Consider the following 25,679-nt stretch of genomic DNA (forward strand, 5'->3'; position numbering starts at 1 on the left):
CATAGTGAGCATTGTTTTATTTAACTTAATATTTAAATTTTGTAATTTTACACTCTTTTAAAGAATATATAATTAAAGAATATATAAGTTCAAATAAAATTTATTGATTGATATAACTCTTATAGTACTTATAAGTATTATCTTCAAGTATTTTAGTTAGAAATTTATATAAAAATTTTTTAATATATTGCTAATATTAATATAAAAGAGGTGTAAATTCTATGACTAATAATGCTTATGTTGCATTACTACTATCTTTTCTTGCTGGAATATCTACTGTTCTAGGATCTGTTATAATATTTTTTTCTAAAAAAAAGAATGATAAAATAATTACTTTTGCTTTAGGTTTTTCTGCAGGAGTAATGATTTGTGTTTCATTTACTGATTTATTTCCACATGCTGAAGAAACATTAATAAAACATTATGGAAATTTATATGGTGTGTTAATAACAATATTTTATATGTTAAGTGGCGTAATCTTTGCTCTGTTGATTGATAAATTCGTTCCTCATGAACCTAAAATACTTGATGGAAATGATAAAAATAAACATTTAAATCTTTTTAGAGTTGGATTTGTATCTATGATTGCAATTACACTACATAATTTTCCTGAGGGAATTGCAACCTTTATGTCTGGTTATCAAGATATTACACTTGGAATATCAATTACACTTGCAATTGCTATGCATAATATTCCTGAAGGAATCGCTGTAGCTATGCCTATATATTACTCTACAGGTAGTAAGAAAAAAGCCTTTAAATATACATTATATTCAGGTCTCTCAGAACCATTAGGTGCAATTATTTCATTTTTGCTTTTAAAACCCTTTATTAATGATTTTATTCTTGGTTTAATTTTTGCTTTTGTTATGGGAATAATGTTATATATATCTTTTGAAGAATTAATTCCGTCTTCTCGTCAATATGGTTATAATAATCTTTCATTATACTCTATCTTTTTAGGTATCTCCATAATGCCATTAACTCATATATTTTTAAAATAGTAATTATATATAAAACATACTTTCTTTAGCTATGTTTAGGCACATTCAAAAAAATAATAGATCAAAGAGGCGTTGTATATATTATTTTTTTGAATGTGCCTTAAATAAATATCATATCTAAAACATAGCTTATGTTTTTAATCTATATTAAAATATAGTTCTCTTAACTTTCCTGCTATTTTCTCTAAAGAATTTGATACTTGCTTTAAAGAATACCCCAGTAATAATGGAGATGTTACAAATCTTGGTGTAACCTTACATATTATTTTTTTATTCCAATGATAAAAAAATAAATTAAAACTATCACATTTAGCAAAATAATCATTTAATATATACTTAACTACTTTTCTTATTGACCTAGAAAATTCATCTAATGATTCAAAATTTTCATCTATAATAACATTAAATTCACTAAATCCATTTATTGGATTATCTGATAAATTTACAATGCAGTGTTTACTCTCATATACTCCTACTCCCTGAAAATACCGTTCATTTAAATTTTCTTTATAATCTATATTATTTAAACCTACAATCTGCATATGAGCATGTTTTATACTACCACCCGAATGTGGTCCATGATTTTTATAAAATATTACTGATTTATATTCCTCATCATGTTCTAACTTAAGCCAATGTTTTACTCCAAATTTGATAAGCTCTTCCATATATTCTTCATTATAATCATTCATCTGTGAATTACAGTTATAAGTTTCTATAATAACTAATTGTAATGTATCTTGTAATGTTGCATACTTATTCTTTAATAATACAAATGGTCCTTTTTCTTCAATAATATCTACAAGATTTTCTCTATCACAAAATGGACATTCAGTTTTTTCATTTTTAAAGCTGTTGGGTTTTTCTTTACCTATATCATTTAAAAATACTATATATTCCTCATTATTCCTATTCATACATTCACCTACACTCTTTGAATTAGGGCTATCTCAAAAAAATATTTATATGTTTTTAAGATAGTCCTTTGTTGTTTTACTCTATTTTAAAATATAATTATCTTTGTTTTATTATAATTTTTGAAGAAAATGCTTCAACTTTTAAAGATATTTTTCCTCCATCTATTATTTTATTATTATTTAATAAATCTATTCCTTTCTCAAATGGTATTTCAAAATCTAACAAGCTATCTTTATCTGATAAGTTTAAAATTACAAATACCTTTTCTTGTTTATATTCTCTAACAAATATAAATTGTTCATTTTTCACTACTACTTGTTTATAGTCTCCATATTTTAATGCATCTAGCTTTATTCTTATGTTTGATAAATTTTTAATAAAATCTAATAATTTAAAATTAGAATTTTTAATATCATCTAAATCTAAATTCGGTCTTAACGGTTCATCTGTATTTTTACCTTTAATCCCTTCTAACCCCCATTCACTTCCATAATAAATTGACGGTACTCCTGGCATAGTAAACAATAAAGTATATACATTATAAATATATTCAGATTTCTTTAAATTACTTGCTATTCTATTTACATCATGATTATCTACAAAATTATACAAATATAAATCTTTATATATACCACCATTTCCAAATAGTCTATTAAGTGAATATGCTATTTCAAAATAATTTTTATCATTATGACTTGAAAAAATTCCTTTATAACATTCATAATTTGTTGTAGAATCTAAACTCTCTTTATTAGCCCATCTTGTATAGTCCCCATGTATTACTTCCCCCATAAGCCAAAAATCATCTTTTTTATTTTCTGTAAACTTCTTTAATATTTTAAAAAACTCTAAATCAATACTATCAGCTGCATCTAATCTTAATCCATCAATATCAAATTCATCTATCCACATTTCTATTGCATGTAATAAATGGTCTAACACTTCTCTATTCTTTAAATTTAGTTTAACAAGATCGTAACATCCATTCCAACCTTCATAACTAAAATTATCTCCCATAGGACTATTATTATTAAAATTTATATTAACAAACCAATCGCAAAACTTTGAATTTTTTCCGTTATTTTGAACATCTTTAAATGCCCAAAATTCCCTTCCAACATGATTGAAAACTCCATCCAATATAATTCTTATATTATTTTTGTGAAGTTCTTTACAAACTTCTTTAAATACTTCATTATTTCCTAATCTCTTATCAATATTGTAATAATCTTTAGTATCATATCCATGATTAGTTGATTCAAAAACTGGTCCTAAATATAGTGCATTTATTCCAATTGATTTTAAATGTGGTATCCACTCTTCTAATTTTTTTATACTATTTTTATCTTCATATATCTTATTCTTAGATAATGTCCCACAAAATCCTAATGGAAAAATCTCATAAAATATACTTTCTTTAACCCATTTATTCATAAACTCTCACCTCTCTAACCTATTATATTACATTTCTAAGCATATATCATATAGTACATATAATAAACTTGTTTCTATCAATTTGTGATATATTCTAAAAGATAAATTGCAGTATTTTTCTATTATAGTACCAATTTATACTTATAATATAATCTTAATATATATGAAATAATAAGCTAAAAAACATTGTATAAATTAACTCATACCTTGTAATGATAAGAACTTATTAAGATAAATTTAATATAATTGAAAGTCTTATAATAGTTTTATATGTTATAATGTACGGGAAATCACACTTTTGTTATTAATTTTATTTGATTTTAGTACATAAAAATATTATTTATTACATTCTTTTATGTGCTTTATAAAATGTTAAGGAGATGTACAGTATGAAGATTAAAAATATTGCAAGCAAAGTATTAGTTGTTATTATGACACTTGTTCTAGTATTAAGTTCCTCACCAAATGTAACAGCTTTTGCTGATTCATTTAAAGTAGTTACTTTAGGTGGTGATTTAACAAAAACTCAAAAAAATGATATGTTAAATTATTTTAAAGTTACTAAAAATGATGCTAATATAATAGAAATAACTACAGATGAAGAAAAAAAATATTTAGGAAATGTTGCTTCATCAGCTCAATTAGGTAATAAATCTATCTCATGTTCTTATGTTGAACCAACAAGTAAAGGCGGGTTAGTAATATCTACTAATAACCTTACATGGGTAACTGATGGAATGATTAGAAATGCATTAATCACAGCTGGAATCGAAAATGCTAATGTAGTTGCCAGTGCTCCATTTAAAGTATCTGGAACTGCTGCTCTTACAGGAATCTTAAAAGGATTTGAAAATAGTTCAGCTGGACAAAAAATTGATGAAAATAAAAAAGAAGTTGCAAATGAAGAAATAGTAGTTACTGGTGATATAGCTGATAAAATCGGACAAGATCAAGCAGCTCAATTAATAAACGATGTAAAAAAAGATGTTGTTAAAAAGAAACCTAAAACTGAAGAAGAAATCGAAAAAATAGTTCAAAAAGCTATGAAAGAATATAAAGTTCAACTTAGTGCTGAAGATAGAGAAAGTATTAATTCTTTAATGACAAAAATAAATAAATTAGATCTTAATTATAGTAAAATAAAAGATCAATTAAATGATGCTACTAATAAATTAAAAGAAAAATTAAATAGTGAAGAAGCTCAAGGTTTTTTTGCTAAAGTTAAAGAATTTTTCTCTGACTTATTTACTTCAATAGGTGAATGGTTATCTGATGATTCTAGTTCAGCAGAATCTGAAACTAAAACAACTTCGGATAATTCAAATATAAATAAAACTAATGGAACCAATTCAAATAATTCAACTACTAAATAAAGTAGTTAAAAAATATAATAAATCTCATAATTATATCACATAATAATTATGAAAATTTATTATTGTAATATATTCTAACTTACATATATTTATAATTTCTTATTCAAAAATACAATTTTATTTATGTTAATATTTTGTGCTTAGAATGATATTATAATAAATTTTCTATACTAGTTTCTTAATTATCAAACGTTAAGAAACTTATTTGATATAAAATATATTAAAAAGGAGATTTATATATGAAAAGTACCTTAATAAAAACTATTGCTTGTTCTCTAACTATAATGGGAACTTTGACATTAGTAACACAGAAAACTATGGCTACGGCTGACAAATCACCTTTAGATTATTTAACACGTGATAATTGTCATTCAAGTAAGCATAATAAAGATAAGTGGATATTTGATGATGATAATCAAAAATATCTTTCTAAGGATCAAAAAAAGAAATTAGAAGAAATTAAAAAAACTAAAGAAAAATGTGGAACTCTTTCTGATGATCAAAAAAAAGACCTAAATGAAATTAGAGAGATCATTATCAAAAATAAATTAGGTGATGAAAAATATAAAGAATTTAAATGCCTAATTGAAAAGAAAAAGTCTAACAATAAACTTACCAGTGAAGAAGAAAAGAAATTAAAAGAATATAAGAAGATTTTAAAATCTGATGATGATGATAATCACCCAACATTCAAAGAATTTTTAAGATAAATTTTATTAATTTTGATTAACTTAAATATTAATTTATAAATATAATAAATTTTATTATATTCAAAATGTAGAGTATGTACGTATACTCTACATTTTTTATTTATATAATAACTATTTATCATACAAGTTTTACATTATTTTAATAGCCCAAATATTTTAAAATGGTCTATTTCAAAATCAGATTTTCTTAAATATTTCTTGTTTTTTTTAATTTATATAATATAATTATCATATATAAATTTAATCTTATAAAATAATTTAACTATTTTAAGGGGGAAGAACTGTGAATTCTTGGTCTGAGAAATATTCTACTAATGTAGAACTTATAGATACACAACATAAAAAACTTTTTGAAATACTTGATCAATGTTATGAACTTTTATTAAATCCTATTTGTTTGGATAAGTATGATAAGATTCTTCATATACTTGACGAACTTAAAGAATATACATCTTATCACTTTAAATGCGAAGAAGAATATCAACTTTCAATAGGATATACAAAATTCCTTTCTCACAAGGTTATGCATGATGAATTTATAAAACGATTAAATGACGTAAATTTATCAGAAATAGATAATGATCAAGATAAATACTTAAACTCTTTACTAGACTTTGTTCAAAAATGGATAGTTGAACATATTTTATATGTTGATAAAGAAATACCTAATAATACAAAAAAATCTTAATTTAAATTAATTTTATTTTTTGTACTAAAAAACTATTTGTTAAATTTTTAAAAATAATCTGTCTAAAAACAAGTGTATTATATAAATACAAGCTATTTTTTAAGACAGATTATTTTATTTATTATAGATAACTATCTACATCTATTTGTCTTTTTACTTCTTCAAGACCTACTCTATCAATATAGTCTCCTAATCTTTCTCTTGCTGTAGCATTATTAGCATAAACTTCAATTATTTTTTCTACTAAGTCAAAAAGTCTATCTTCTTGAACATTCATTGCTATTTTATCTGCAAGTCTTGGTTTAATTCCACCTTTTCCTCCTATTTGAACTATCCAGCCTTTACCTGAACCAAATAGTCCTATATCTTTTATATGATTATCAGCACAGCTTTGTGGACATCCACTAACACCAATTTTTAATTTATTAGGAAGATCTTTTCCATGATATAAATTATCTAATTTACTTCCAATTGCTACAGAATCTTGTAAACCCTTTTTACAAAAAGTAGTTCCTGGGCATATTTTAACACTTCTAACACATAAACCTACAGCTGCTCCTGCTTTCATTCCAAGATCTTTCCAAACTACATCAATTTCATCTTCTTTTATTCCAACAAGCGCAATACGTTGAGCTCCTGTTACTTTTATAGCCGCAACATTATATTTGTCTGCAACATCAGCAATTGTTCTTAACTGACCTGGAGTTATAAGTCCAGCTGTTAAGTGTGGTGCTATTGCATAAGTTTCTTTATCTCTTTGTAAAACTGCTCCCTTTTCTAATAAATCCTTTTTCATTATAAATGTCCTCCCTAAATTTCATATCATCATTGTCTGAATTTATTTTAAGTACATAAAACAAAATACTAAATCACACAAATATAATATATATTTTATTTTAAATAACTAAAATTAGTTAACCAATATCTAATTTTATCATTAAAACATGATATAAAATATATAAGGCTAATTATTTATTTTTATGTTCCTTAATTAACTTTTTTCGTTAATGCATTTATAATTTTATCATATTTATTTTTGGAGGTAAATAATTGTTTTTTAATACTTTGTGTTAATCGATAATATTTATTTTTAAACACAATATATATATTACTATGTAATATATACTTAATATTTATACTATTAAACTCTTTATATACAATTCTTTATGTTGTCTTAAATCTATAAATTCATCTTGCTTTAATATTAATGGTCTTTCTAAATTATTTATATCCATTTGTATTATTTGACATATCTCATCTGTATTTAATAAAACATTTTCTCCTATATAATAATTCAATAAATTTTTTATAAAGATATCACAATATTTATAATCCAGTTTTGAAAAACTTTCATTTTTAATTATTTTTATTGTTTCAAAAGGACCATTACTTAATTTTAAATATCTATTAGAATTTAATAAATCAAACACATCAGCTATAGCTATTATTTTAGAAAAATCAAATATCTTATCTCCTGTTAATCCTAACGGATATCCACTACCATCTTCTCTTTCATGGTGCATTAATATTGCTTGACCAACAGATTTGTCTAGAAAATTAATATCCTTAATGATATTATATCCTAATACACAATGTGTTTGCATGACTTCTTGTTCACTTACAGTTAAAGGTTTAATTTTCTTTGTTATTTTACTATCTATCTTTACTTTACCAATGTCATGCATGATAGCAGCATAAGTTAATAAATTTAATTTATTTTCTTCTAGTCCTATCCATTTACCAATAAGGTTACTTAAAGTAGCAACATTAATACAATGTCTGTAGATAGGATCATTTTTACTCCCATAAAAAACCACATTTTTTATAATAGTACTCGATTCTTGTTTTTCATTTTGAATTTTTGTACATAATTCTTTAACTTCTCTTATATTATTTTTTTGTAAAGCATTAATATTCATATATACTTGTTGTAAACTAAAAGAAATTTCATTGAATTTATGCTCCAGATTTTTTATAGCTTTATATTGATTTGATTTATATTCTTCATAAACTTCAATTTTCTCTAAGATATATAAATTTTTTAATTGATCTAATATAGACTCTGTTAAAATAGTATCCTTCGCTATTAAAACTTTTCTATTTTGTTGAACTTCATTAACAACTACCATTCCTGGTCTCAATTCATCTATGTTTAATTGTACTATCTTTCTTTTCATAAATAATCATCCTATCTTAAATATTTTCTTAGGTAAAGAATAGTATATATACTATATTTATCGATATATTATATTTTTTCTTTAATATTACAATTATTTAACTTTTTTCTATCATAAAAAAAGTTAGAACAAACTGTAAATTCATTCTAACTTTTAAGTATTTTAAAAATTTTCTTTTTTAATTTTATTTACCAAATTTAAAACAAAGTATATCATAGTAACATTAAACGGAATCATTATAAGATTTTTAACTAATCTTATAGGTAATAAAGCATAATAACCTTTTCCAACTACTATTGTAAGCCAAAAAGTATTTAACACTATATCTACAAATAGCACTGAAAGAATATTTGCAATAGCACATCTAGTTAAAGTTATTTTCTTTTTATATAATATACTACCATATATAACTCCAGAAATCATTGCAGATAATGTAAAACCTATAAAAAATGCCCCCTTAGGATTAATAACATAATTTAAAATATCAGATAACCCTCCACATGTTGCTCCAACTACAGGACCAAATAGCATGCTAATAGTTACAGTTGCTAAAAACTCAAAACTAAGATGCAAAAAAGGAGTTATTTGTATTGTAAATAAATCCAAAATAAGCTTAATTGTTATTAACAATGCTGCTGTAACTAAATTTCTTACATTTTTTAATTCTTTAGATGAAGATAAAACTAAAGTATAAAAATTTCTCATGATAGATCCCCCCTTTTAATTTTATTTGCTGAATAAAAAAGAGAGATTCTCTTTTAAATAACAGCGGAATGCAATATTTGTACCGCAAACAAAAGTTTTTCGTTTAAAAGGCAACTTCCCGTCCTTCTAACACTTAACGCACAAATATCTACTCTGTCATAAAGAAATTATATAGTAATTCTATCAAAGCAAATTAATATTTGTCAATAAAAATTATACTTTATTAACTATTTACAAAATAAATCTTTCTATTTTTAACTTTTTCTTTTCTTTTAAATCCACAAATTCATTATTTAAAAATATTAATGGTTTGTCCAATTCATTAATATCCATTTGTACTATTTTACCTGTCTCATCATTATTTAGTAATACATTCCTTCCCATATAATAATTTATTATATGATTTAAAAATACGTTACAATAGTTATAATCTAATTTTCCGAAACTTTCCTTCCTAATTATTTGTATTGCTTCAAATGGAGTTTTCTTTTTTCTATATGATCTATCTGAATTTATTGCATCAAATACATCAGCTATAGCAATTATTTTAGCAAACTTAGGAATCTTATCGCCCTTAATTCCTAATGGGTATCCGCTTCCATCTTCTCTTTCATGATGCATTAATATACCTTGACACACAGATTTATCTAAAAAATTTAATTTTTTAATAATATTATATCCAAGTAAAGAATGCGTTTTAATCTCATTATAATCCTTAATTGTAAGTCCTGATGGTTTGTCAAAAATATTGTTATCAATTTGAGTCTTTCCTAAATCATGTAAAAGTGCTGAATATATAAGTAATTTAATCTTTCTATTATCAAACTTTAACCATTCTCCTAATAAACTACTTATAGCCGCAACGTTTACACTATGTCTGTATATTGTATCATTTCCACTTCCATAAAATACAATATCATTAATTACTGCATTAGGATTCTTTATTACCTCTTGTAACTCTTTTGTTAGCTTTCTAATTTCATCCATTATATCACTTTGGATATTATTTGACTTATTCATTACTTGATATAGATTATCACATATATCATTAAATTTGTATTCAACTTTTTTCAATTCACTTTCTGCAGTTTTTTTTGTTATATTTGCTTTATATAATGTATCGTCTTCATAAATTGAAATTTTATCTACAAAATATGATTTTTTTAATTTTACTAATATCGCCTCTGTTATAATAACATCTTTTGCGAGTAGCACTGTTCTGTCTTGTTCTATATCTTTTGCAATTATCATTCCTGGCTTCAAGTCATTAATAGTTAAATTTATTATATTTTTTTCCATTGTATGCATCCTACCCCTAAACGTATATATTCGACTTTCTTATTATATATTATTCTATTTATTCAATTTTTATCCTTTTTTAAATAATCAAAAAATAATTATTTTACACTTTAATTAAAAATAATACTGATATTTTTGACTTGTATTTTTTTCACATGCCTTAACTATAATTTATACTTCAGATTTTACTTTATTATAATTTTCTCTAAAAAATAAAAAATTCATCATATAATAAACTTATACAATGAATTTATATTTATATAATTTATTTTTTTTCAAGATATACCTTTAACTTTTGAAGAGCTACTATAATACCTCCCCCTATAATAAAGAACACTAAATTAAATGTTTTAATACTCATCGGTGATTTAGGAATTTCTAGTGATGTTGGTCCCATAAAGACTGCATATATTGAACCTAACATAAGCCCTAAAATCATATATATTGTTTGTGATCTATAATTTAATAATACATATTTTACTCCTTTTATTGTTGCAAATATTCCTGCAATAACTCCTAATCCAAATACTATTAGTACTGGTAAGTAGTCAAAATTAAATGTTAAAACTTCCTTTATTGAATTTATTATAGGAGCATATAGTCCAAAAATTAATAATAATGTAGAACCAGATATTCCTGGAAGTACCATAGCCGAAATCGCTATCATTGCTACTATAAAAATATATATACAAAGTCCTAATGATAATCTATCCAATGATATATTTCCGGCACCATTACCTACTACTGGATTAAAATATGTTATTAAAACTACTATTCCTATTCCTATAATCGCAAAAAATATATTTTGATATTTGTTTAATATATTCTCTTTTTCTTCTATTAAAATTATTGGAATTGCAAAAATAATAAAGCCTATAAATAATGAACTTATTTTATAAATTTCTTTATCAAATATAGACGCCAAAAATAATACGGACAGTAAGAATCCAACAATCCATCCTAATCCTAATTTTAACAAAAATTTTATTGAATCCAGTCTTTCTTTTTTATTTCCAGAAACTAAATTATTTAAAGAATTGATAAACTTATCGTAAAATCCTAAAATAAAAGCTATAGTTCCCCCTGAAACTCCAGGTACACTATCAGCAAGTGCCATACAAAATCCTCTTATAAAATTTATTATATACATATTACAAGTTTCTCCTTATTTCTTTTAAATTAAATATATATGTTTTAATTAAGCTATTACATTTATAAATTTTATAGTACATTATGTCTTTAAGCACATAAAATAATATATAAAATTATACTTGTAAGTCATATCATTTATAAATATTTTAATATTTATATTAATGAACAAACTTTATTTGAACTTATATATTTTTAAGCTATATATCTAATTATTATAATTAATTTTCATCTATTTAACAAATAAAAAACTCTATAATAATATATTTTAACATAATTTTAATATTTATAATAAATATACTAAAAACAAATACTATTTTTATTTAAATGTGTTCTAATTAAATTTATAATCTTTTATAAAATTTTTATATTGAATTATATCTTCAGAACTATCAAATAAAATAATATATATAAATCTTATATATATTAGGTGTACAACTTAGCACTTAAATAAATTTTTTTACATAAATATAATATATTTAAATGCCATTTATATAAACTTAAAGCATAACAAATAAGGGACTATCTTTAGTTAATAAAACTTTAAAAATAGTCCCTTTAATTTAAATTATTAATTATTGTACATTGGTTTTACTTTCTTATTCCCTGTTTTAGCTTTCCCTTGTATTTCTGGAACTGGTATTTCATCGTTTTTTCTAAAATGTTGTTTTTTGTTGCTTTCAGTTCCATGTGGTTCACTTGGATCTGGTCTTCTCATTCCTGCTTTTGCCATACTTTTACCTCCTAAATATATCATCATTCTTTTTTAGTATTCTTAAAAAAATATATACTATGCATGTTAATATATATGTTCTAATTAGTTAATACAGCTATAGTTTTTTGAGAAGAATATATTGACCAAAAACTTATATTTAAAAATTATTGTAGTGTAAATAAACCTATGATATAGTTTAATGGATATACAATGATAAGGTTTAAATATTTGCTATACTAAGGAGGAAAAATATTTGCAAAAAATTGCTTTAATAACAGATAGTAGTTGCGATTTAAGTGAAAGCACATTAGATAAATATAATATAAAAATGTTGCCATTTAGAGTCATTTTTAATAATAGAGAATACCTAGATAGAATTAATATTACTTCAAATGAATTATTTAGTGCATTAGAAAATGAAATTCCAACAACTTCATTACCTGATATAGAATACTCAAGTAAATTAATTGAAAATTTAATTTATGAAAACTACACTCACGCAATTATTCTTACTGTTTCAAGTAATTCATCTGGTTGTTTTAATAGTATACGTTTATTATGTGAACATTATCCAGAATTACAATATCATATTTTTGATACAAAAACTATTGGATATCCTGTTGGAGAAATCACTACACAAGTTGGGAATTTAATCCGAAATAATAATAACTTTGAATATATTGTTAACAAACTTGAAGATATTAGATTAAGAACTCACGGATTTGTTACTTTTCCTTCTTTAAAGTATTTAAAAGCTGGTGGAAGAATAGGACGAGTTGCAGGTGCTATAGCTGAAACTCTAAATTTAAAGCCAATAATTTCTTCTGATGAGGATGGATTTTTATATTCATACGCAAAAGCTCGTGGAAGAAAACAATCTATACTTAAACTTAAACAAATTTTATTCTCTTATGTTGATAAAAGCAAATGTAAGGTTACAGTATTGAATGGAGCTGCTAATCAAGAAGCAGAAGCTTTATTAAATGATGTAAAAGATCATCCAAATATAACAGAAATATCTTTGGAAACTATAGGCGCATGTACAGCTGTACATACTGGTCCTGGGACAATAGGTCTATGTATATTTGAAGAAAGATAGTACATACAAAAAAAGTATAAGATAAAGACATTGTCAGTCAATTATCTTATACTTTTATTTTTTCTTATAAATTGATTACTGTTTCAAGTGCAACTTCTATCATATTAGTAAATGTAGTTTGCCTTTCCTCTGCACTTGTTACTTCCCCAGTAACAAAATGATCACTCACAGTAAGTAACGCTAATGCATTTACTCCATGTTTAGCTGCAATTGTATATAGAGCTGCTGCCTCCATTTCTACTCCTAAGCAACCGAAATCAGCCCATTTTTTCCAATCTTCATTGTCATCACCATAAAATATATCTGAACTATATATAGGTCCAACCTTAGGATCAAATCCTTTTTTCACTGCTATATCGTAAGCTGGCTTTAATAAATCAAAACTTGCTGTTGGTGCAAATGTTCTTCCTTGAAATCTTACTAAATTAAGATTTGAATCTGTACAAGCTGACATCGCTATTACAAGATCTCTCACTTTAACTTTTTCATGATATCCACCACAAGTTCCAACTCTTATAAGATTTTTAACACCATAGCTTTCAATTAGTTCAGTAGCATATATTGAAATTGATGGTATACCCATTCCTGTTCCTTGAACTGAAATTCTTTTTCCTTTATATGTTCCTGTAAATCCATACATTCCTCTAACTTCATTATAACAAACCACATCTTCTAAAAAGTTTTCAGCTATAAATTTAGCCCTTAAAGGATCTCCAGGTAATAACACACATTCTGCAATAGCACCTTCTGGTGCATTAATATGAATACTCATTTTTCTCTCTCCTTTTAAGTTACTCTATTATCTCTATTTATTATTTCTTTCTAAATCTCCTTTTGTAAATGCTCCTGGTAAAATTTCCGACATATCTTTTACAATATAATCTTCTTCATTTTTAGCAAGTATTACTTTTATATTTTCATCACCAAATTCACTTATAACTTGACGACATATTCCACAAGGATAAGTATATTCTTCTAAACTACCAACTATTGCAATAGCAAGAATTTTATTTTCTCCTTCAGATACACCTTTAAAAATTGCACTTCTTTCAGCACAATTTGTTGCACCAAAAGAAGCATTTTCTATATTACATCCTCCATAAACTTTACCACTTTCAAAAAGAACAGCGGCTCCTACTTTGAAATTTGAATAAGGAGAATATGCATTTTCTCTATATTTTAATGCTGTTTTTACAAGATCTTTATAATTCATTTTAAACTCCCCTTTTACCATTAAGATTTATTTCTATATTATTCTAAATTTAATATGTCTTTTTATTTTATAATACAAATAATATTTCTTTATTAGATAAGATAAACTAAAATATACAAGTATATTTTAGTTTATCTATTACTAATATTTTTATTATTTTATCTCTTTCCTGAATCAAATGGTTCACCAGATGCTCTAGGTGCTTGTGAAGATTTAGAAAATAGTACCAAAGCAATTAATGTAACCACATAAGGGAATACCTTTAATATAACTGATGGTATAGAAGCTAATGCAGGTATTACTTGTGATACATTTGCAACTGTAGTTGCAAATCCAAAGAATAGAGTTGCTCCAAGTATACCTAATGGTTTCCATTGACCAAATATTAATGCTGCTAATGCTAAGAATCCAAGTCCTGCAACACTTCCATTAAATTCTCCTGAATATGTTACAAGTATTACTGCACCACCAAGAGATGAAAACGCACCTGAAACTAAAACTCCTATATATCTCATACGATAAACGTTTATTCCTGCTGCATCTGCTGCTTGTGGATGTTCACCACAGGCTCTTAATCTTAGTCCAAAACTAGTTTTATATATCAAAAATATAGTTATTATAAGTATTAAAAGTACTATCCATGTTGTAATATAGGTCTTCTTGAAAAATAAATCACCTATTACTGGTATTGATGAAAGACCTGGGATATCTATTGGATAAAATCCTGTTTGAATTCTTATACGTCCACTACCTGAAATAGTTCTAGATAAAAAAACAGTTAAAGCCCCTGCTATCATATTAATTGCAGTACCACTAATTACTTGATCTGCATTTAAATTTATACTAGCAAATGCATGTAAAAGTGAAAATAACATTCCTACTATTACTGCTACAGCTAAACCTATCCAAAGAGGAAGATTACTATTTGGCATTTTTTCTTGAAGTTTAAATATTGTTAAAGCACCCGAAAATGATCCTATAATCATAAGACCTTCAAGTCCAATGTTTACAACTCCACTTCTTTCACAATATAATGCTCCAAGTGCAGTTATTAATAGAGGAATTGTGTATGCAATAGCATAAGGAAACACCTGTTGTATTATTTGCCACATATTACTTATCCTCCTTATCATTTATTTGATTATTCTCATTTAATGACGAATCTAAATTCTCATCTTTTTTATCATCTGGTAATATACCTGTTCCTGCCATAGCTACTTTTTGTGCATTTTTTAATTCTTTTTTATGTTTAAATTTATTAACTACCATAGGTACAACAGCACTTGTTGCTGCAAAGTATATAATAGTTGCTATTATTGTATCTGCAATTTCAGGAGGAATACTTGTATTAGCATTCATAAATCCTTTTCCTGAATATAACAATCCAAAGAATATAGCTGATATTAATACACCTAGAGGATTATTAGCACCTAATAATGATACTGCTATACCATCAAAACCTTGGGTTGGCATTACTCCTATTTGGATGTTAGCTGCATTACCAATATATTGAGTAACTCCAGCAAGACCTGCAAGTGCCCCTGCAATCATCATTGAAACAACTACATTTTTATTTACAGACATACCAGCATATTCTGCTGCATCTCTATTAAATCCTACTGCTTTTAATTCATACCCTAAAATAGTTTTATTTAATATAAAGCCAATAATTATAACAGATATAATTGCAATTAATATACCTAAATTAATATAAGAACCATCAAATAATTTAGTAAGTATTGGTGTCTTTAAAGATGCTACTTCTGGAAGTAATTTTGATTCAGTTTCTAAACTTTCACCTTTAAAATAAGCTGGAATTGTATAATATACTATCCAATAACAAGCCCAGTTCATCATAATAGTAGATACAACTTCATTTACATTAAATTTTGCTTTTAATAATCCGGGTATAAATGCCCATAAAGCTCCTGCAACCGCTCCCATAACTACCATAACTAATAGTAATATAGGTCTTGGCATACTTGTTGCATAAGTTAGTCCTATTGCTGTAGCACAAAAGCCTCCAAAAAGCATTTGTCCAGCTGCTCCAATATTAAAAAGTCCTGTTTTAAATGCAAATGCAACTGAAAGTCCAGTAAGTACTAAAGGTGTTGCTGTTGCTAATGTATTTCCAATTCTTTCTATGTTCATTAGGCCGCCTCTAAATAAGAACGTATATCCATCAACTGGATTATCTCCTATAAGAGCCATTAAAATTGCTCCTGCTAATAACCCTAAAACAACTGCTAATATAGAATTTAAAGCTTCTTTTTTACTCACGCTTCTTTCCCCCTTTGAACACCAGCCATCATTAAGCCGACTTCATTTTCATTTGTTTCTGAAGCATTTACTGTTCCAATTAATTCTCCGCTATTAATGATTGCGATTCTATCAGATAAATTTAAAACTTCACTAAGTTCTAATGAGATAAGTAATACAGCTTTTCCTTCATCTCTTTGTTCTACAAGTCTCTTGTGAATATACTCTATTGATCCAACGTCGAGACCTCTAGTTGGTTGTACTGCAATTAATAGATCTGGATCTAATTCAATTTCACGACCAATAATCGCTTTTTGTTGATTACCACCTGACATTGTTCTTGCTAAAGATGCTCCACCTTCACCTGATCTAACATCAAATTCTTCAATTATTTTTTCTGCATAATTGTGTATAGCATCTTTATTTAATAAACCATGTTTGGAAAATGGTTCTCTATTATATATTTCTAATACTATGTTATCTTCAATGGTGTAATCTAAAACTAAGCCTCTTTTTTGTCTATCTTCTGGAATATGAGCTATACCAGCGTCTATACGTTTACGTATAGACATATTAGTAATATCATTACCTTTAAAATATATTTTTCCAGATTGTATATGTCTCATTCCTGTAATAGCTTCTACTAATTCTGATTGTCCGTTACCTTCTACACCAGCAATCCCTAAAATTTCTCCTGCTTTAACTTCAATTGAAAAATTCTTAAGTCCAAGAACTTTTTTATTGTTCATTACAGAAAGATCTTCTACTTTTAAAATTATATCACCAGCTTCTTTTTCTTTTTTATCAACTTTAAAACTTACAGGTCTTCCAACCATCATTTCTGCCATTTCTGATTGAGATGTTTCTTTTACATTTACTGTTCCTATATATTTTCCACGTCTTATAACTGTACAACGATCTGCTACTGCTTTAATTTCTTTAAGTTTATGAGTTATTAATATTATTGACTTGCCTTCTTTTATAAGATTTTGCATAATACTTATAAGCTCCTCAATCTCTTGTGGAGTAAGTACCGCAGTTGGTTCATCTAGTATTAAGACCTCAGCATCTCTATATAACATTTTTAAAATTTCAACTCTTTGTTGCATACCAACTGTTATATCTTCTATTTTTGCATATGGATCAACATTTAGTGAATACTTTTTAGATAATTCATCTATTCTTTTGGCAGCACTTTTAATATCAACTACTAAACCTTTTTTAGGTTCACATCCTAAAATAATATTTTGAGTTACTGTAAAATTGTGTACTAATTTAAAATGTTGATGTACCATTCCTATTCCTAAATCATTTGCTACATTCGGATTAGAAATTTCAACTTCTTTACCTCTTACTTTTATGCATCCTCTTTCTGGTTGATACATACCAAAAAGAACCGACATTAAAGTAGATTTACCCGCTCCATTTTCACCAAGTAATGCATGAATTTCACCTTTTTTTAATCTAAGAGTGATATTATCATTAGCTACTATACCTGGAAATTCTTTACGGATATTTAGCATCTCAACTACATATTCCATAACAGAGTCCTCCTTTTATAATTATCAATTGTCAATTGCCAATTGATAATACACAATAGTTAATTTTAAAAATATTGTACATTGTCAATTGTCAATCTTTTAAAGTATGTTTACTATTATGAGTACTTTTTATTTAATAATTATTATATCTACTTAAAATTAAATAAAAATTTTTATTAGAATATGTGAATATCTAATCCACACATTCTAATATTGTCCTTTTATTTTATAATTGATTATTAAAATTTAATCAAAATAATTATTTAAGTAAATTGCCTCTTTCAGCTGAAATTTTTACAGATCCATCTTTAATTTTTGCACTTATATCTGTAACAGTTTTAACTGTATCTTCACTTAAATTAGGATTTTCTTTTGGAATACCAACTGCATCCTTTGTAACATCAAAAGTTAACTTTTGTCCACCTGGGAAATTGCCTTCTTTAAGCGCTTTAACCATATCAAAGCTTGCTACATCTACTTTTTTAACAGCTGAAGTAAGAATTACTGATTTACCCTCTGCATATTGACCATCTGTAAATTGATCTCTATCAACACCGATTACCCAAACGTTTTGACCTGTACTTACTCTAGTCTTAGCTTCAGTTATAGCTCCGTTACCAACTCCACCAGCTGCACAGAATATAGCTTTAACACCTCTGTCATACATTTGAGCTGCTATTTGTTGTCCTGCTGCTGTATCATTAAATGTACCTTGGTATAATACATTTTCAGGTTTTAATGTCATTTTAGTTCCTAAGCTTTCGTTAGAATAAGCTACACCTTGTTGGAATCCCCAGTTAAATTTTTGTACTGCTGGTATTTCCATACCACCTATAAATCCTAAATCTCCTTCTTTAATCTCTTTTGAAGCTGCAACTCCTGCTAAGAAACCTGCTTGTTCTTCTGCAAATAGAATAGAAACTGCATTATCTCCAACCTTATAATTTGGAGGTTGTGTTCCATCATTTGGAGTACCATCAATTATAACAAATTTAGCATCTTTATATTTATCTTGTGCTTTATATATTGCCGTTTCAAATTTAAATCCAGGAGTAGCTATGAATCTGAATCCTGCATCATAAAGATTTCCTATTTCTTTTAAATAATCTGCTTCTGTTTCACCATTTGGTTTTAAATATTTAGGTTCTTCAATTCCTAGTTCTTTTTGAGCTCTTTGTATTCCTTCCCAAGTACCTTGGTTAAATGATTTATCATCTATTGTTCCTGAATCTGTAACCATACCTGCTTTAATCTTTTGCGCTGCATTTCCATCTTCTTTTCCAGTGCTGCTTCCACCACAGCCAGCAAACATTGAAATTGTTAATGCTGAAATAGCTAATAATGATAATAACTTCTTTTTCATTCTTCTTCCTCCTACATCTAATTAATAAATAATATATTACAAGTCATAAATGACTTGAGAACAATTTAATTTTATAATTACAATAAGTTAAACTTTTTACTCTAAATAATTTTTACAATAAATATATATACTATACATTTTGTCTATTTTTTTTCTCTGATCCTTTACATATTATCTTAGGTGCAATTGTTATCCTTCTTATAGAATGTTTACTTTTATCGTTTATTATATTACAAAGCATTTCCATTGAAGATTGTCCAAGTTTTATAGGCGAATCTTCAATATAAGTTATATTTAGTCCTACCATATCTAAATATTGAAGTTTATCAAAACCTATTATAGATAAGTCCTGTGGAATTTTTTTATTAGACTCTGTTAAGGCTCTAACTACTCCCATTGTCATCATATTACTACAGACAACTAATGCTGTAGGAGGATTTTTCATTTTCAAAATTTCTTTAGTTATTTCAAATGATTTACTAAATTTAAACTCTCCATTGAAAATGTATTCCTCAAGTACTTCAATATTATTTTCTTGAAGTGCTTTTTTATAACCTGCTAATCTATCTATTACCGGATCTGAACTCAAAAGTCCTGTTAAAATTCCTATTTTAGTATGTCCCTCTTTAATCAATAGATTTGTTGCATCAAATCCACCTTTTATATTATCCACAAATACTCCATTTAAATTAATAAATTTTATATCTGCCGATACCAAAACAATAGGAATATTTAGATTATTTATTATTTTTACATAATCAGAATTAAATCTTCCTTCTCCAAAACCTGGTGTCATTATTATTCCTTCAATTCTCTGTTCTTTAGCTGATTTCATAGCCTTTAATTCTTTTTCTAAAGAATTGTCTGTATTAAATAATACTATATTTAAATTATTATGTTCTGCAATTTCACTTATGCCTTTTATTATCTCTCCAAAATAAGAATTTGTTATATCAGGAACAATAACTCCAATTGTATTAGTTTCACTTTTAGATAAACTTCTGGCAATTGCACTAGGGGTATAATTCATTTCCTTTATTGCTTTCATCACTTTTAAGCGTGTTTCTTCTTTTACATATCCAGAATCATTTAAAACTCTTGATACTGTAGTTGATGAAACTTTGGCCCTTTTAGCAATATCACTTATCGTTACGCCCATACAATTCCTCCTATAATTTTTCTATATAAAATATTTTTAACATCTAAAAGTATGTTACCGATTACATATATATCATAATATATTCTAATCTTGATGTCAATATTAGGATGTATATTCCATTATGAACGAGAATGTCTTAATATACATTATAATGAAATATTTTTAAATAAATATATTTTTTTATATTAATTACATAATTTTCCTAAATGTTTTTTATTTATTTTTTAAATTTTAATTATTATTTTTATAATAGTTATTAATTAAATTTAATCATTTTAAATATGTAAACTATAAGACATTCTCTTTTTTATTATTATTTTCTTATCTTATTGAGAAATTTCTCTATTCTTTTTAAAGCTTCTATTATGTTGTCCATAGATGATGCATAACATGCTCTTATAAAACCTTCTCCACAATCTCCAAATGCATTTCCTGGTACTGTCAATACTTTTTCATTTATAAGAAGTTGTTCACAAAATTCATCTGATGTCATTCTTGTTGATTTAATACATGGAAATACATAAAAAGCACCAAGTGGTTCAAAACATTCTAAACCCATTTTTCTAAAGCCATCAACTAATACTCTTCTTCTTCTGTTATATTCTTTAACCATTTCTTCTACACTTTTATCTCCATTTTTCATGGCTTCTATTGCTGCATATTGAGCTGTTGTTGGAGAACACATTATTGCATATTGATGTATTTTTTTCATAGCTTCTATTAATGTAGGATGACCACATAAATATCCTAGTCTCCATCCTGTCATAGCATATGCTTTTGAAAAGCCATTTATAACCAAAGTTTTATCTCGCATTTCAGGAAATGATGCTATCGAAACATGTTTTTCTCCGTAACAAAGTTCTGCATATATTTCATCTGATATAACAATTATATCCTTATCTTTTAATATATCTACTATTTTTTGTAATTCATCCTTATTCATAATTGCTCCTGTTGGATTATTAGGAAAAGGTACTATTACAACTTTTGTTTTAGATGTTATTGCCTCTTCTAAAAGTTTTGGTGTTAACTTAAATTCATCCTCCGCTCTAAGATTTATAACCTTTGCAGTTGCTCCTGTAAAAGCTGTACATCCTTTATATGCAACAAAACTTGGTTCTGGTATTATAACTTCATCTCCCGGACCCACAAGTGCTCTAAGCGCTATATCAATACCTTCACTTCCTCCAACTGTTACTATTATTTCATCTATTGGATTATAGCTTAAATTAAACCTTCTATATAAATATTTAGAAATTTCATGACGTAGTTCTATAAATCCTGCATTAGATGAATAGTGCGTATGTCCTTCTTCTAAAGAATAAATTCCTGCTTCTCTTACATTCCAAGGAGTTACAAAATCAGGCTCTCCTACTCCAAGAGATATAACATCCTCCATTTCGTTTATCATATCAAAATATTTCCTTATGCCTGATGGTGGCATCTCTCTTACATTTTTTTTAATCATATTTTCTAAAATCATATAAATATTGCCTCCCTATCATCCACTTTTTTTTCTTTAAACATCGTTCCATGATCTTTATATTTTTTTAATACAAAATGTGTACTAGTACTTAAAACATATTGTTGTACTGCAAGTTTTTGTGATACAAAAAGTGCTACTTCTTTCATAGTTTTACCCTCAACTATAACAGTTAAATCAAATCCACCTGACATTAAATAGCATGCTGTAACTTCTGGAAATTTATAAATTCTTTCTGCTACTTTATCAAATCCTTCTCCTCTTTGTGGAGTTACATTAACTTCAATTAAAGCAGTTACTGTTTCTTTTCCTGTATTTTCCCAATTAACTAACGTAGTATATCCTGCTATTATACTTTTTTCTTCGTATTCTCTAATGGCATCCCTAACTTCTTCTACACTTTTTCCAACCATAACAGCTATTTGTTCATCTGTATATCGACTGTTTTTTTCTAATATTTCTAATATTTCTTCCATTTAAAATACCTCCTTAATGATAAAATAGTTGATTTTATAATCTTATTAAAACTTGAATACAAAATAATTAAACCACTTGATATTTGGATTATGTATATACTTTTATAAACTATATTCTGATATACGTTATCCATAAATTAAAATTTTTATAATATCTAAAAAAACAAAAAAATCCTTCCCCCAACAAGGGACGAAGGATTTACTACGCGGTACCACCCTAATAAGCAATTTATTGCTCACTCAGCCGAAACATATAACTGTTTCATCCTCTATAACATGAGGAACACGTCAACATCTAATTAAGAAAAAATTTCTTATTTTTTAATGTGAAATTCAAAGGCTGCTTCTATAAAGGTCTCTTACCAGACTCACACCACTTATCTAGCTCTCTAAAAAGGTTCCTAAATATACTATTCCTTATCACTATCTTTAAAATATTATTATCTTTAAAATATTATTATCTTTTATTATAACATAAATGTGTTTATATTCAATATTATTTTTAAATTAAATTATATTTTAATTATAGTATAAATATATACTTAAAATATAAGTATAATCACTTTGTATTATCATGAATTAATACATAACAACTTATTCCAGCCACACTAACCTTATCACTATCTATATATTGTAATTGAATATTTCCTGCTGCGTGTTCATTTACAACAACTGACCATCCTTTTTCATTAAGATTAACTTCTACCGAATTTTTATTTGCATTATATACAACAACAATATCATTGCAATATAGATCAGTTAAATATTCTTTTATACTAAAGGCTACTACCCTATCCTCATAGAAATTTATTCCTCTTTCTAAAAATCTTAAATTCTCCCTTATATCTTCACCAGTGGTCATTCTAAAGCATTTATGTGCTTTTCTTAACCTTATTAATCCTTTATAATAATCAACAACATCTTTATATTTTAAAATTCTGTTCCAATCTAAAGCGTTAACACTATCTGGTGAATTGTAACTATTATGATTTATGCTTCCATCTTCATTAACCTTACTTCTTAAAAATTCTTCTCCCGCTTGGAAAAATACCAACCCTTGAGAAGTAAATAAAATACCTGCTGATAATTTATTTATAGATTTCAACTCTTCTTTAGAATAATTTTTGCTACCAATACAGAGTTTATCCCATAATGTATAGTTGTCATGAGCAGACATATAATTTATACTTTGATAAGGTTCATTTGCCCATGGAAATTTAGAATATATGCTTCTATCATAATTAATTTGATCATGTTTTACTGATGCAACAACTCCAAATTTTATTGTTTCTTCTAGGCCATTAGCACCATTAACAAATCCAACAGAATTAGCATCAAAAACATTTCCTTTTACCCCATCTCTTATATCATCACTAAAAGCTGCCATCTGCATATCTCCATATTTACTTATATTATATTTAAGAGATCTATCCCATTCTGGAAGTGGAGAACTACCACCTGTCCATCCTTCTCCATATAATATTATTGATTCATCTATTAAGTCCAATTTTCTTCTTATTTCTTTAATCATTTCTATATCATAAAGTCCCATTAAATCAAACCTAAATCCATCTATATGATATTCATTTGCCCAGTATAGTATAGAATCGATTATAAATTTTCTTACCATTTTTCTTTCAGATGCAAATTCATTCCCACAACCCGATCCATTTGAAAAACTTCCATCTGGATTTTGTCTATAATAATAATTAGGAACTATTAAATTAAAATTAGAATTATGTGTTCTATAAGTGTGATTGTATACAACATCCATAACTATTCTTATTCCTGATTTGTGTAATTCTTGAATCATTTTTTTAAATTCTTTTATTCTCTCTGCTCCCGAAAATGGATTAATTGCATATGAACCTTCAGGAACATTATAATTTTTAGGATCATATCCCCAATTATAATCTTTAGGATCAAATTTCGATTCATCTACTGTAGCATAATCAAATACTGGCATTAAATGTACATGTGTTATTCCAAGATCAATAAGATAATCCAATCCTGTTTTCTCTTTAGTTTCAGGTATAGTGGTTCTATGTTCACAAATACCACTATACTTTCCTCTTAATTTACTAGCAATACCTGAAGTCTTGCTTATTGAAAAATCTCTTACGTGTATTTCATATATAATTGAGTCTGTTGAATCTATAAGTTTAGGTTTAGTATCATGATCCCAACCTACTGGATTAGTAGCTTCTAAATCTACTACCATCCCTCTATTCCCATTTACTCCAACTGCTTTAGCATAAGGATCAACTACTTCTTTTTCTATTCCGTTATTTGTTACTATATAGTTATAGTAAACACCATTTAAATCTCCTTCAACTTCTATACACCAAATTCCCATTTCTTCTTTTTCCATGTTAATTATTTCAGTTATATTATTATAATATAATATAACTTTTACTTGTGTTGAAGTTGGAGCCCATAAAATAAATTGAGTTTTATGTGTTGAATAAATTGCACCTAATTTGTCTTTATAATTTTCTTGACTATATAATATCTTATGAACTGACATTACTACCACCCTATAAACCCTTCTTTAATTTCTCAAGCATTAACTATTATACCAAATTTTACCTAAACATATCAATTATAAATATTATTATAATTCAATATATCTTTTTATACTAAAACATTAGATTTTTTAAACATTAAATAACTTATTTAATTTACTTTTCATCTTAATAAATATTTATATTAATACAAAAAGTAAAAAAGAGTAAGCATTAATTTCATAGTGCTACTCTTTTCTTATAATTATCAAAATTACTCAACTTTAACTTTTTTTTTCGTTATAAAGTGTAATTCCTAATGTTAAACATAATCCTCCCCATAAAACTACTGAACCTAATCCAAAAAATATTATTGCTATTCCATTCATAATAAATCCTCCTATTTATTT

General features: G+C 26.2%; 24 protein-coding genes, 1 riboswitch and 1 other annotated feature. Of the genes, 5 read left to right on the top strand and 19 right to left on the bottom strand.

The annotated features are described in order from the left end of the window. Positions 1-221: 221 nt before the first annotated feature. The gene (gene zupT / locus KYD98_RS04305; RefSeq protein ID WP_219778350.1) at positions 222-1,004 is read left to right on the top strand and encodes a zinc transporter ZupT; all 783 of its coding nucleotides are present in this window, start codon (positions 222-224) and stop codon (positions 1,002-1,004) included. Positions 1,005-1,141: 137 nt separating this feature from the next. Here the strand turns inward: zupT and KYD98_RS04310 are convergent, their stop codons facing one another. Together KYD98_RS04310 and KYD98_RS04315 are read right to left on the bottom strand one after the other, a co-directional pair. After that, positions 1,142-1,921, bottom strand: coding sequence for a DUF4931 domain-containing protein (locus tag KYD98_RS04310; protein ID WP_219778351.1), 780 nt, complete (start codon positions 1,919-1,921; stop codon positions 1,142-1,144). A 97-nt stretch (positions 1,922-2,018) separates the two neighbouring features. Further along, positions 2,019-3,356, bottom strand: coding sequence for an alpha-amylase family glycosyl hydrolase (locus KYD98_RS04315; protein ID WP_219778352.1), 1,338 nt, complete (start codon positions 3,354-3,356; stop codon positions 2,019-2,021). A 389-nt stretch (positions 3,357-3,745) separates the two neighbouring features. On the opposite strand from KYD98_RS04315, the gene KYD98_RS04320 reads away from it, so the two are divergent. From KYD98_RS04320 to KYD98_RS04330, 3 genes are all read left to right on the top strand, one after another. Next, positions 3,746-4,729: a DUF1002 domain-containing protein gene (locus KYD98_RS04320; protein WP_219778353.1), complete on the top strand. Its 984-nt coding sequence runs from the start codon at positions 3,746-3,748 to the stop codon at positions 4,727-4,729. A 239-nt stretch (positions 4,730-4,968) separates the two neighbouring features. Beyond that, entirely contained in the window at positions 4,969-5,439 is a 471-nt protein-coding gene (locus KYD98_RS04325) for a hypothetical protein (RefSeq protein ID WP_219778354.1), read from the top strand. Positions 5,440-5,722: 283 nt separating this feature from the next. Further along, positions 5,723-6,127 (top strand): bacteriohemerythrin, encoded by a 405-nt coding sequence (locus tag KYD98_RS04330; RefSeq protein WP_219778355.1) that lies wholly within the window; start codon positions 5,723-5,725, stop codon positions 6,125-6,127. 121 nt (positions 6,128-6,248) lie between these two features. Here KYD98_RS04330 and KYD98_RS04335 read toward each other — a convergent pair whose 3' ends face one another. The 6 genes from KYD98_RS04335 to KYD98_RS04360 all read right to left on the bottom strand — a co-directional run bounded on the left by KYD98_RS04335 (position 6,249) and on the right by KYD98_RS04360 (position 12,190). Then, positions 6,249-6,923 carry a ferredoxin-like domain-containing protein gene (locus KYD98_RS04335; protein WP_219778356.1) on the bottom strand — a complete coding sequence of 225 codons (675 nt, stop codon included), beginning with the start codon at positions 6,921-6,923 and terminating at the stop codon, positions 6,249-6,251. Positions 6,924-7,260: 337 nt separating this feature from the next. Then, positions 7,261-8,304, bottom strand: a complete 1,044-nt coding sequence (locus tag KYD98_RS04340; RefSeq protein WP_219778357.1) for an HD-GYP domain-containing protein — start codon at positions 8,302-8,304, stop codon at positions 7,261-7,263. 162 nt (positions 8,305-8,466) lie between these two features. Continuing rightward, complete coding sequence (locus KYD98_RS04345) at positions 8,467-9,009, bottom strand: folate family ECF transporter S component (protein WP_219778358.1); 543 nt, start codon at positions 9,007-9,009, stop codon at positions 8,467-8,469. Positions 9,010-9,068: 59 nt separating this feature from the next. Next, positions 9,069-9,167, bottom strand: a riboswitch (THF riboswitch). A gap of 73 nt (positions 9,168-9,240) precedes the next feature. Continuing rightward, on the bottom strand, positions 9,241-10,308 hold the full coding sequence (locus KYD98_RS04350; RefSeq protein ID WP_219778359.1) for an HD-GYP domain-containing protein: 1,068 nt from the start codon (positions 10,306-10,308) through the stop codon (positions 9,241-9,243). Positions 10,309-10,573: 265 nt separating this feature from the next. Beyond that, positions 10,574-11,458 carry a DUF368 domain-containing protein gene (locus KYD98_RS04355; protein WP_219778360.1) on the bottom strand — a complete coding sequence of 295 codons (885 nt, stop codon included), beginning with the start codon at positions 11,456-11,458 and terminating at the stop codon, positions 10,574-10,576. A gap of 570 nt (positions 11,459-12,028) precedes the next feature. Continuing rightward, on the bottom strand, positions 12,029-12,190 hold the full coding sequence (locus tag KYD98_RS04360; protein WP_219778361.1) for a hypothetical protein: 162 nt from the start codon (positions 12,188-12,190) through the stop codon (positions 12,029-12,031). Positions 12,191-12,425: 235 nt separating this feature from the next. Between KYD98_RS04360 and KYD98_RS04365 the strand changes: the two genes are divergently transcribed. Then, positions 12,426-13,271 carry a DegV family protein gene (locus tag KYD98_RS04365; protein ID WP_219778362.1) on the top strand — a complete coding sequence of 282 codons (846 nt, stop codon included), beginning with the start codon at positions 12,426-12,428 and terminating at the stop codon, positions 13,269-13,271. Positions 13,272-13,335: 64 nt separating this feature from the next. Here KYD98_RS04365 and deoD read toward each other — a convergent pair whose 3' ends face one another. The 11 genes from deoD to KYD98_RS04420 form a co-directional block, all read right to left on the bottom strand. Continuing rightward, the gene (gene deoD, locus KYD98_RS04370; protein WP_219778363.1) at positions 13,336-14,043 is read right to left on the bottom strand and encodes a purine-nucleoside phosphorylase; all 708 of its coding nucleotides are present in this window, start codon (positions 14,041-14,043) and stop codon (positions 13,336-13,338) included. 33 nt (positions 14,044-14,076) lie between these two features. Next, positions 14,077-14,484: a cytidine deaminase gene (locus tag KYD98_RS04375; protein ID WP_219778364.1), complete on the bottom strand. Its 408-nt coding sequence runs from the start codon at positions 14,482-14,484 to the stop codon at positions 14,077-14,079. A gap of 158 nt (positions 14,485-14,642) precedes the next feature. After that, positions 14,643-15,596 (bottom strand): ABC transporter permease, encoded by a 954-nt coding sequence (locus KYD98_RS04380; RefSeq protein ID WP_219778365.1) that lies wholly within the window; start codon positions 15,594-15,596, stop codon positions 14,643-14,645. A gap of 1 nt (position 15,597) precedes the next feature. Continuing rightward, positions 15,598-16,764, bottom strand: coding sequence for an ABC transporter permease (locus KYD98_RS04385; RefSeq protein ID WP_219778366.1), 1,167 nt, complete (start codon positions 16,762-16,764; stop codon positions 15,598-15,600). Then, on the bottom strand, positions 16,761-18,284 hold the full coding sequence (locus KYD98_RS04390) for an ABC transporter ATP-binding protein (RefSeq protein ID WP_219778367.1): 1,524 nt from the start codon (positions 18,282-18,284) through the stop codon (positions 16,761-16,763). Before KYD98_RS04390 ends, KYD98_RS04385 begins: the two co-directional genes overlap by 4 nt. 259 nt (positions 18,285-18,543) lie before the next feature. After that, a complete protein-coding gene (locus KYD98_RS04395; RefSeq protein WP_219778368.1) occupies positions 18,544-19,647 on the bottom strand; it encodes a BMP family lipoprotein in 1,104 nt (367 codons plus the stop codon). 130 nt (positions 19,648-19,777) lie between these two features. Further along, positions 19,778-20,806 (bottom strand): LacI family DNA-binding transcriptional regulator, encoded by a 1,029-nt coding sequence (locus tag KYD98_RS04400; RefSeq protein WP_219778369.1) that lies wholly within the window; start codon positions 20,804-20,806, stop codon positions 19,778-19,780. A 313-nt stretch (positions 20,807-21,119) separates the two neighbouring features. Beyond that, on the bottom strand, positions 21,120-22,289 hold the full coding sequence (locus KYD98_RS04405; RefSeq protein WP_219778370.1) for an aminotransferase class I/II-fold pyridoxal phosphate-dependent enzyme: 1,170 nt from the start codon (positions 22,287-22,289) through the stop codon (positions 21,120-21,122). Next, positions 22,286-22,765: an Lrp/AsnC family transcriptional regulator gene (locus KYD98_RS04410; protein ID WP_219778371.1), complete on the bottom strand. Its 480-nt coding sequence runs from the start codon at positions 22,763-22,765 to the stop codon at positions 22,286-22,288. Before KYD98_RS04410 ends, KYD98_RS04405 begins: the two co-directional genes overlap by 4 nt. A 183-nt stretch (positions 22,766-22,948) precedes the next feature. Continuing rightward, positions 22,949-23,198, bottom strand: a binding site (T-box leader). A 126-nt stretch (positions 23,199-23,324) separates the two neighbouring features. Next, positions 23,325-25,292 (bottom strand): type I pullulanase, encoded by a 1,968-nt coding sequence (pulA, locus tag KYD98_RS04415; protein ID WP_219778372.1) that lies wholly within the window; start codon positions 25,290-25,292, stop codon positions 23,325-23,327. Positions 25,293-25,553: 261 nt separating this feature from the next. Continuing rightward, on the bottom strand, positions 25,554-25,658 hold the full coding sequence (locus tag KYD98_RS04420; RefSeq protein WP_219778373.1) for a MetS family NSS transporter small subunit: 105 nt from the start codon (positions 25,656-25,658) through the stop codon (positions 25,554-25,556). Positions 25,659-25,679: the final 21 nt, after the last annotated feature.

The organism is Clostridium weizhouense (assembly GCF_019431045.1).
In the GTDB taxonomy this organism is placed as follows: Bacteria; Bacillota; Clostridia; order Clostridiales; family Clostridiaceae; genus Clostridium; species Clostridium weizhouense.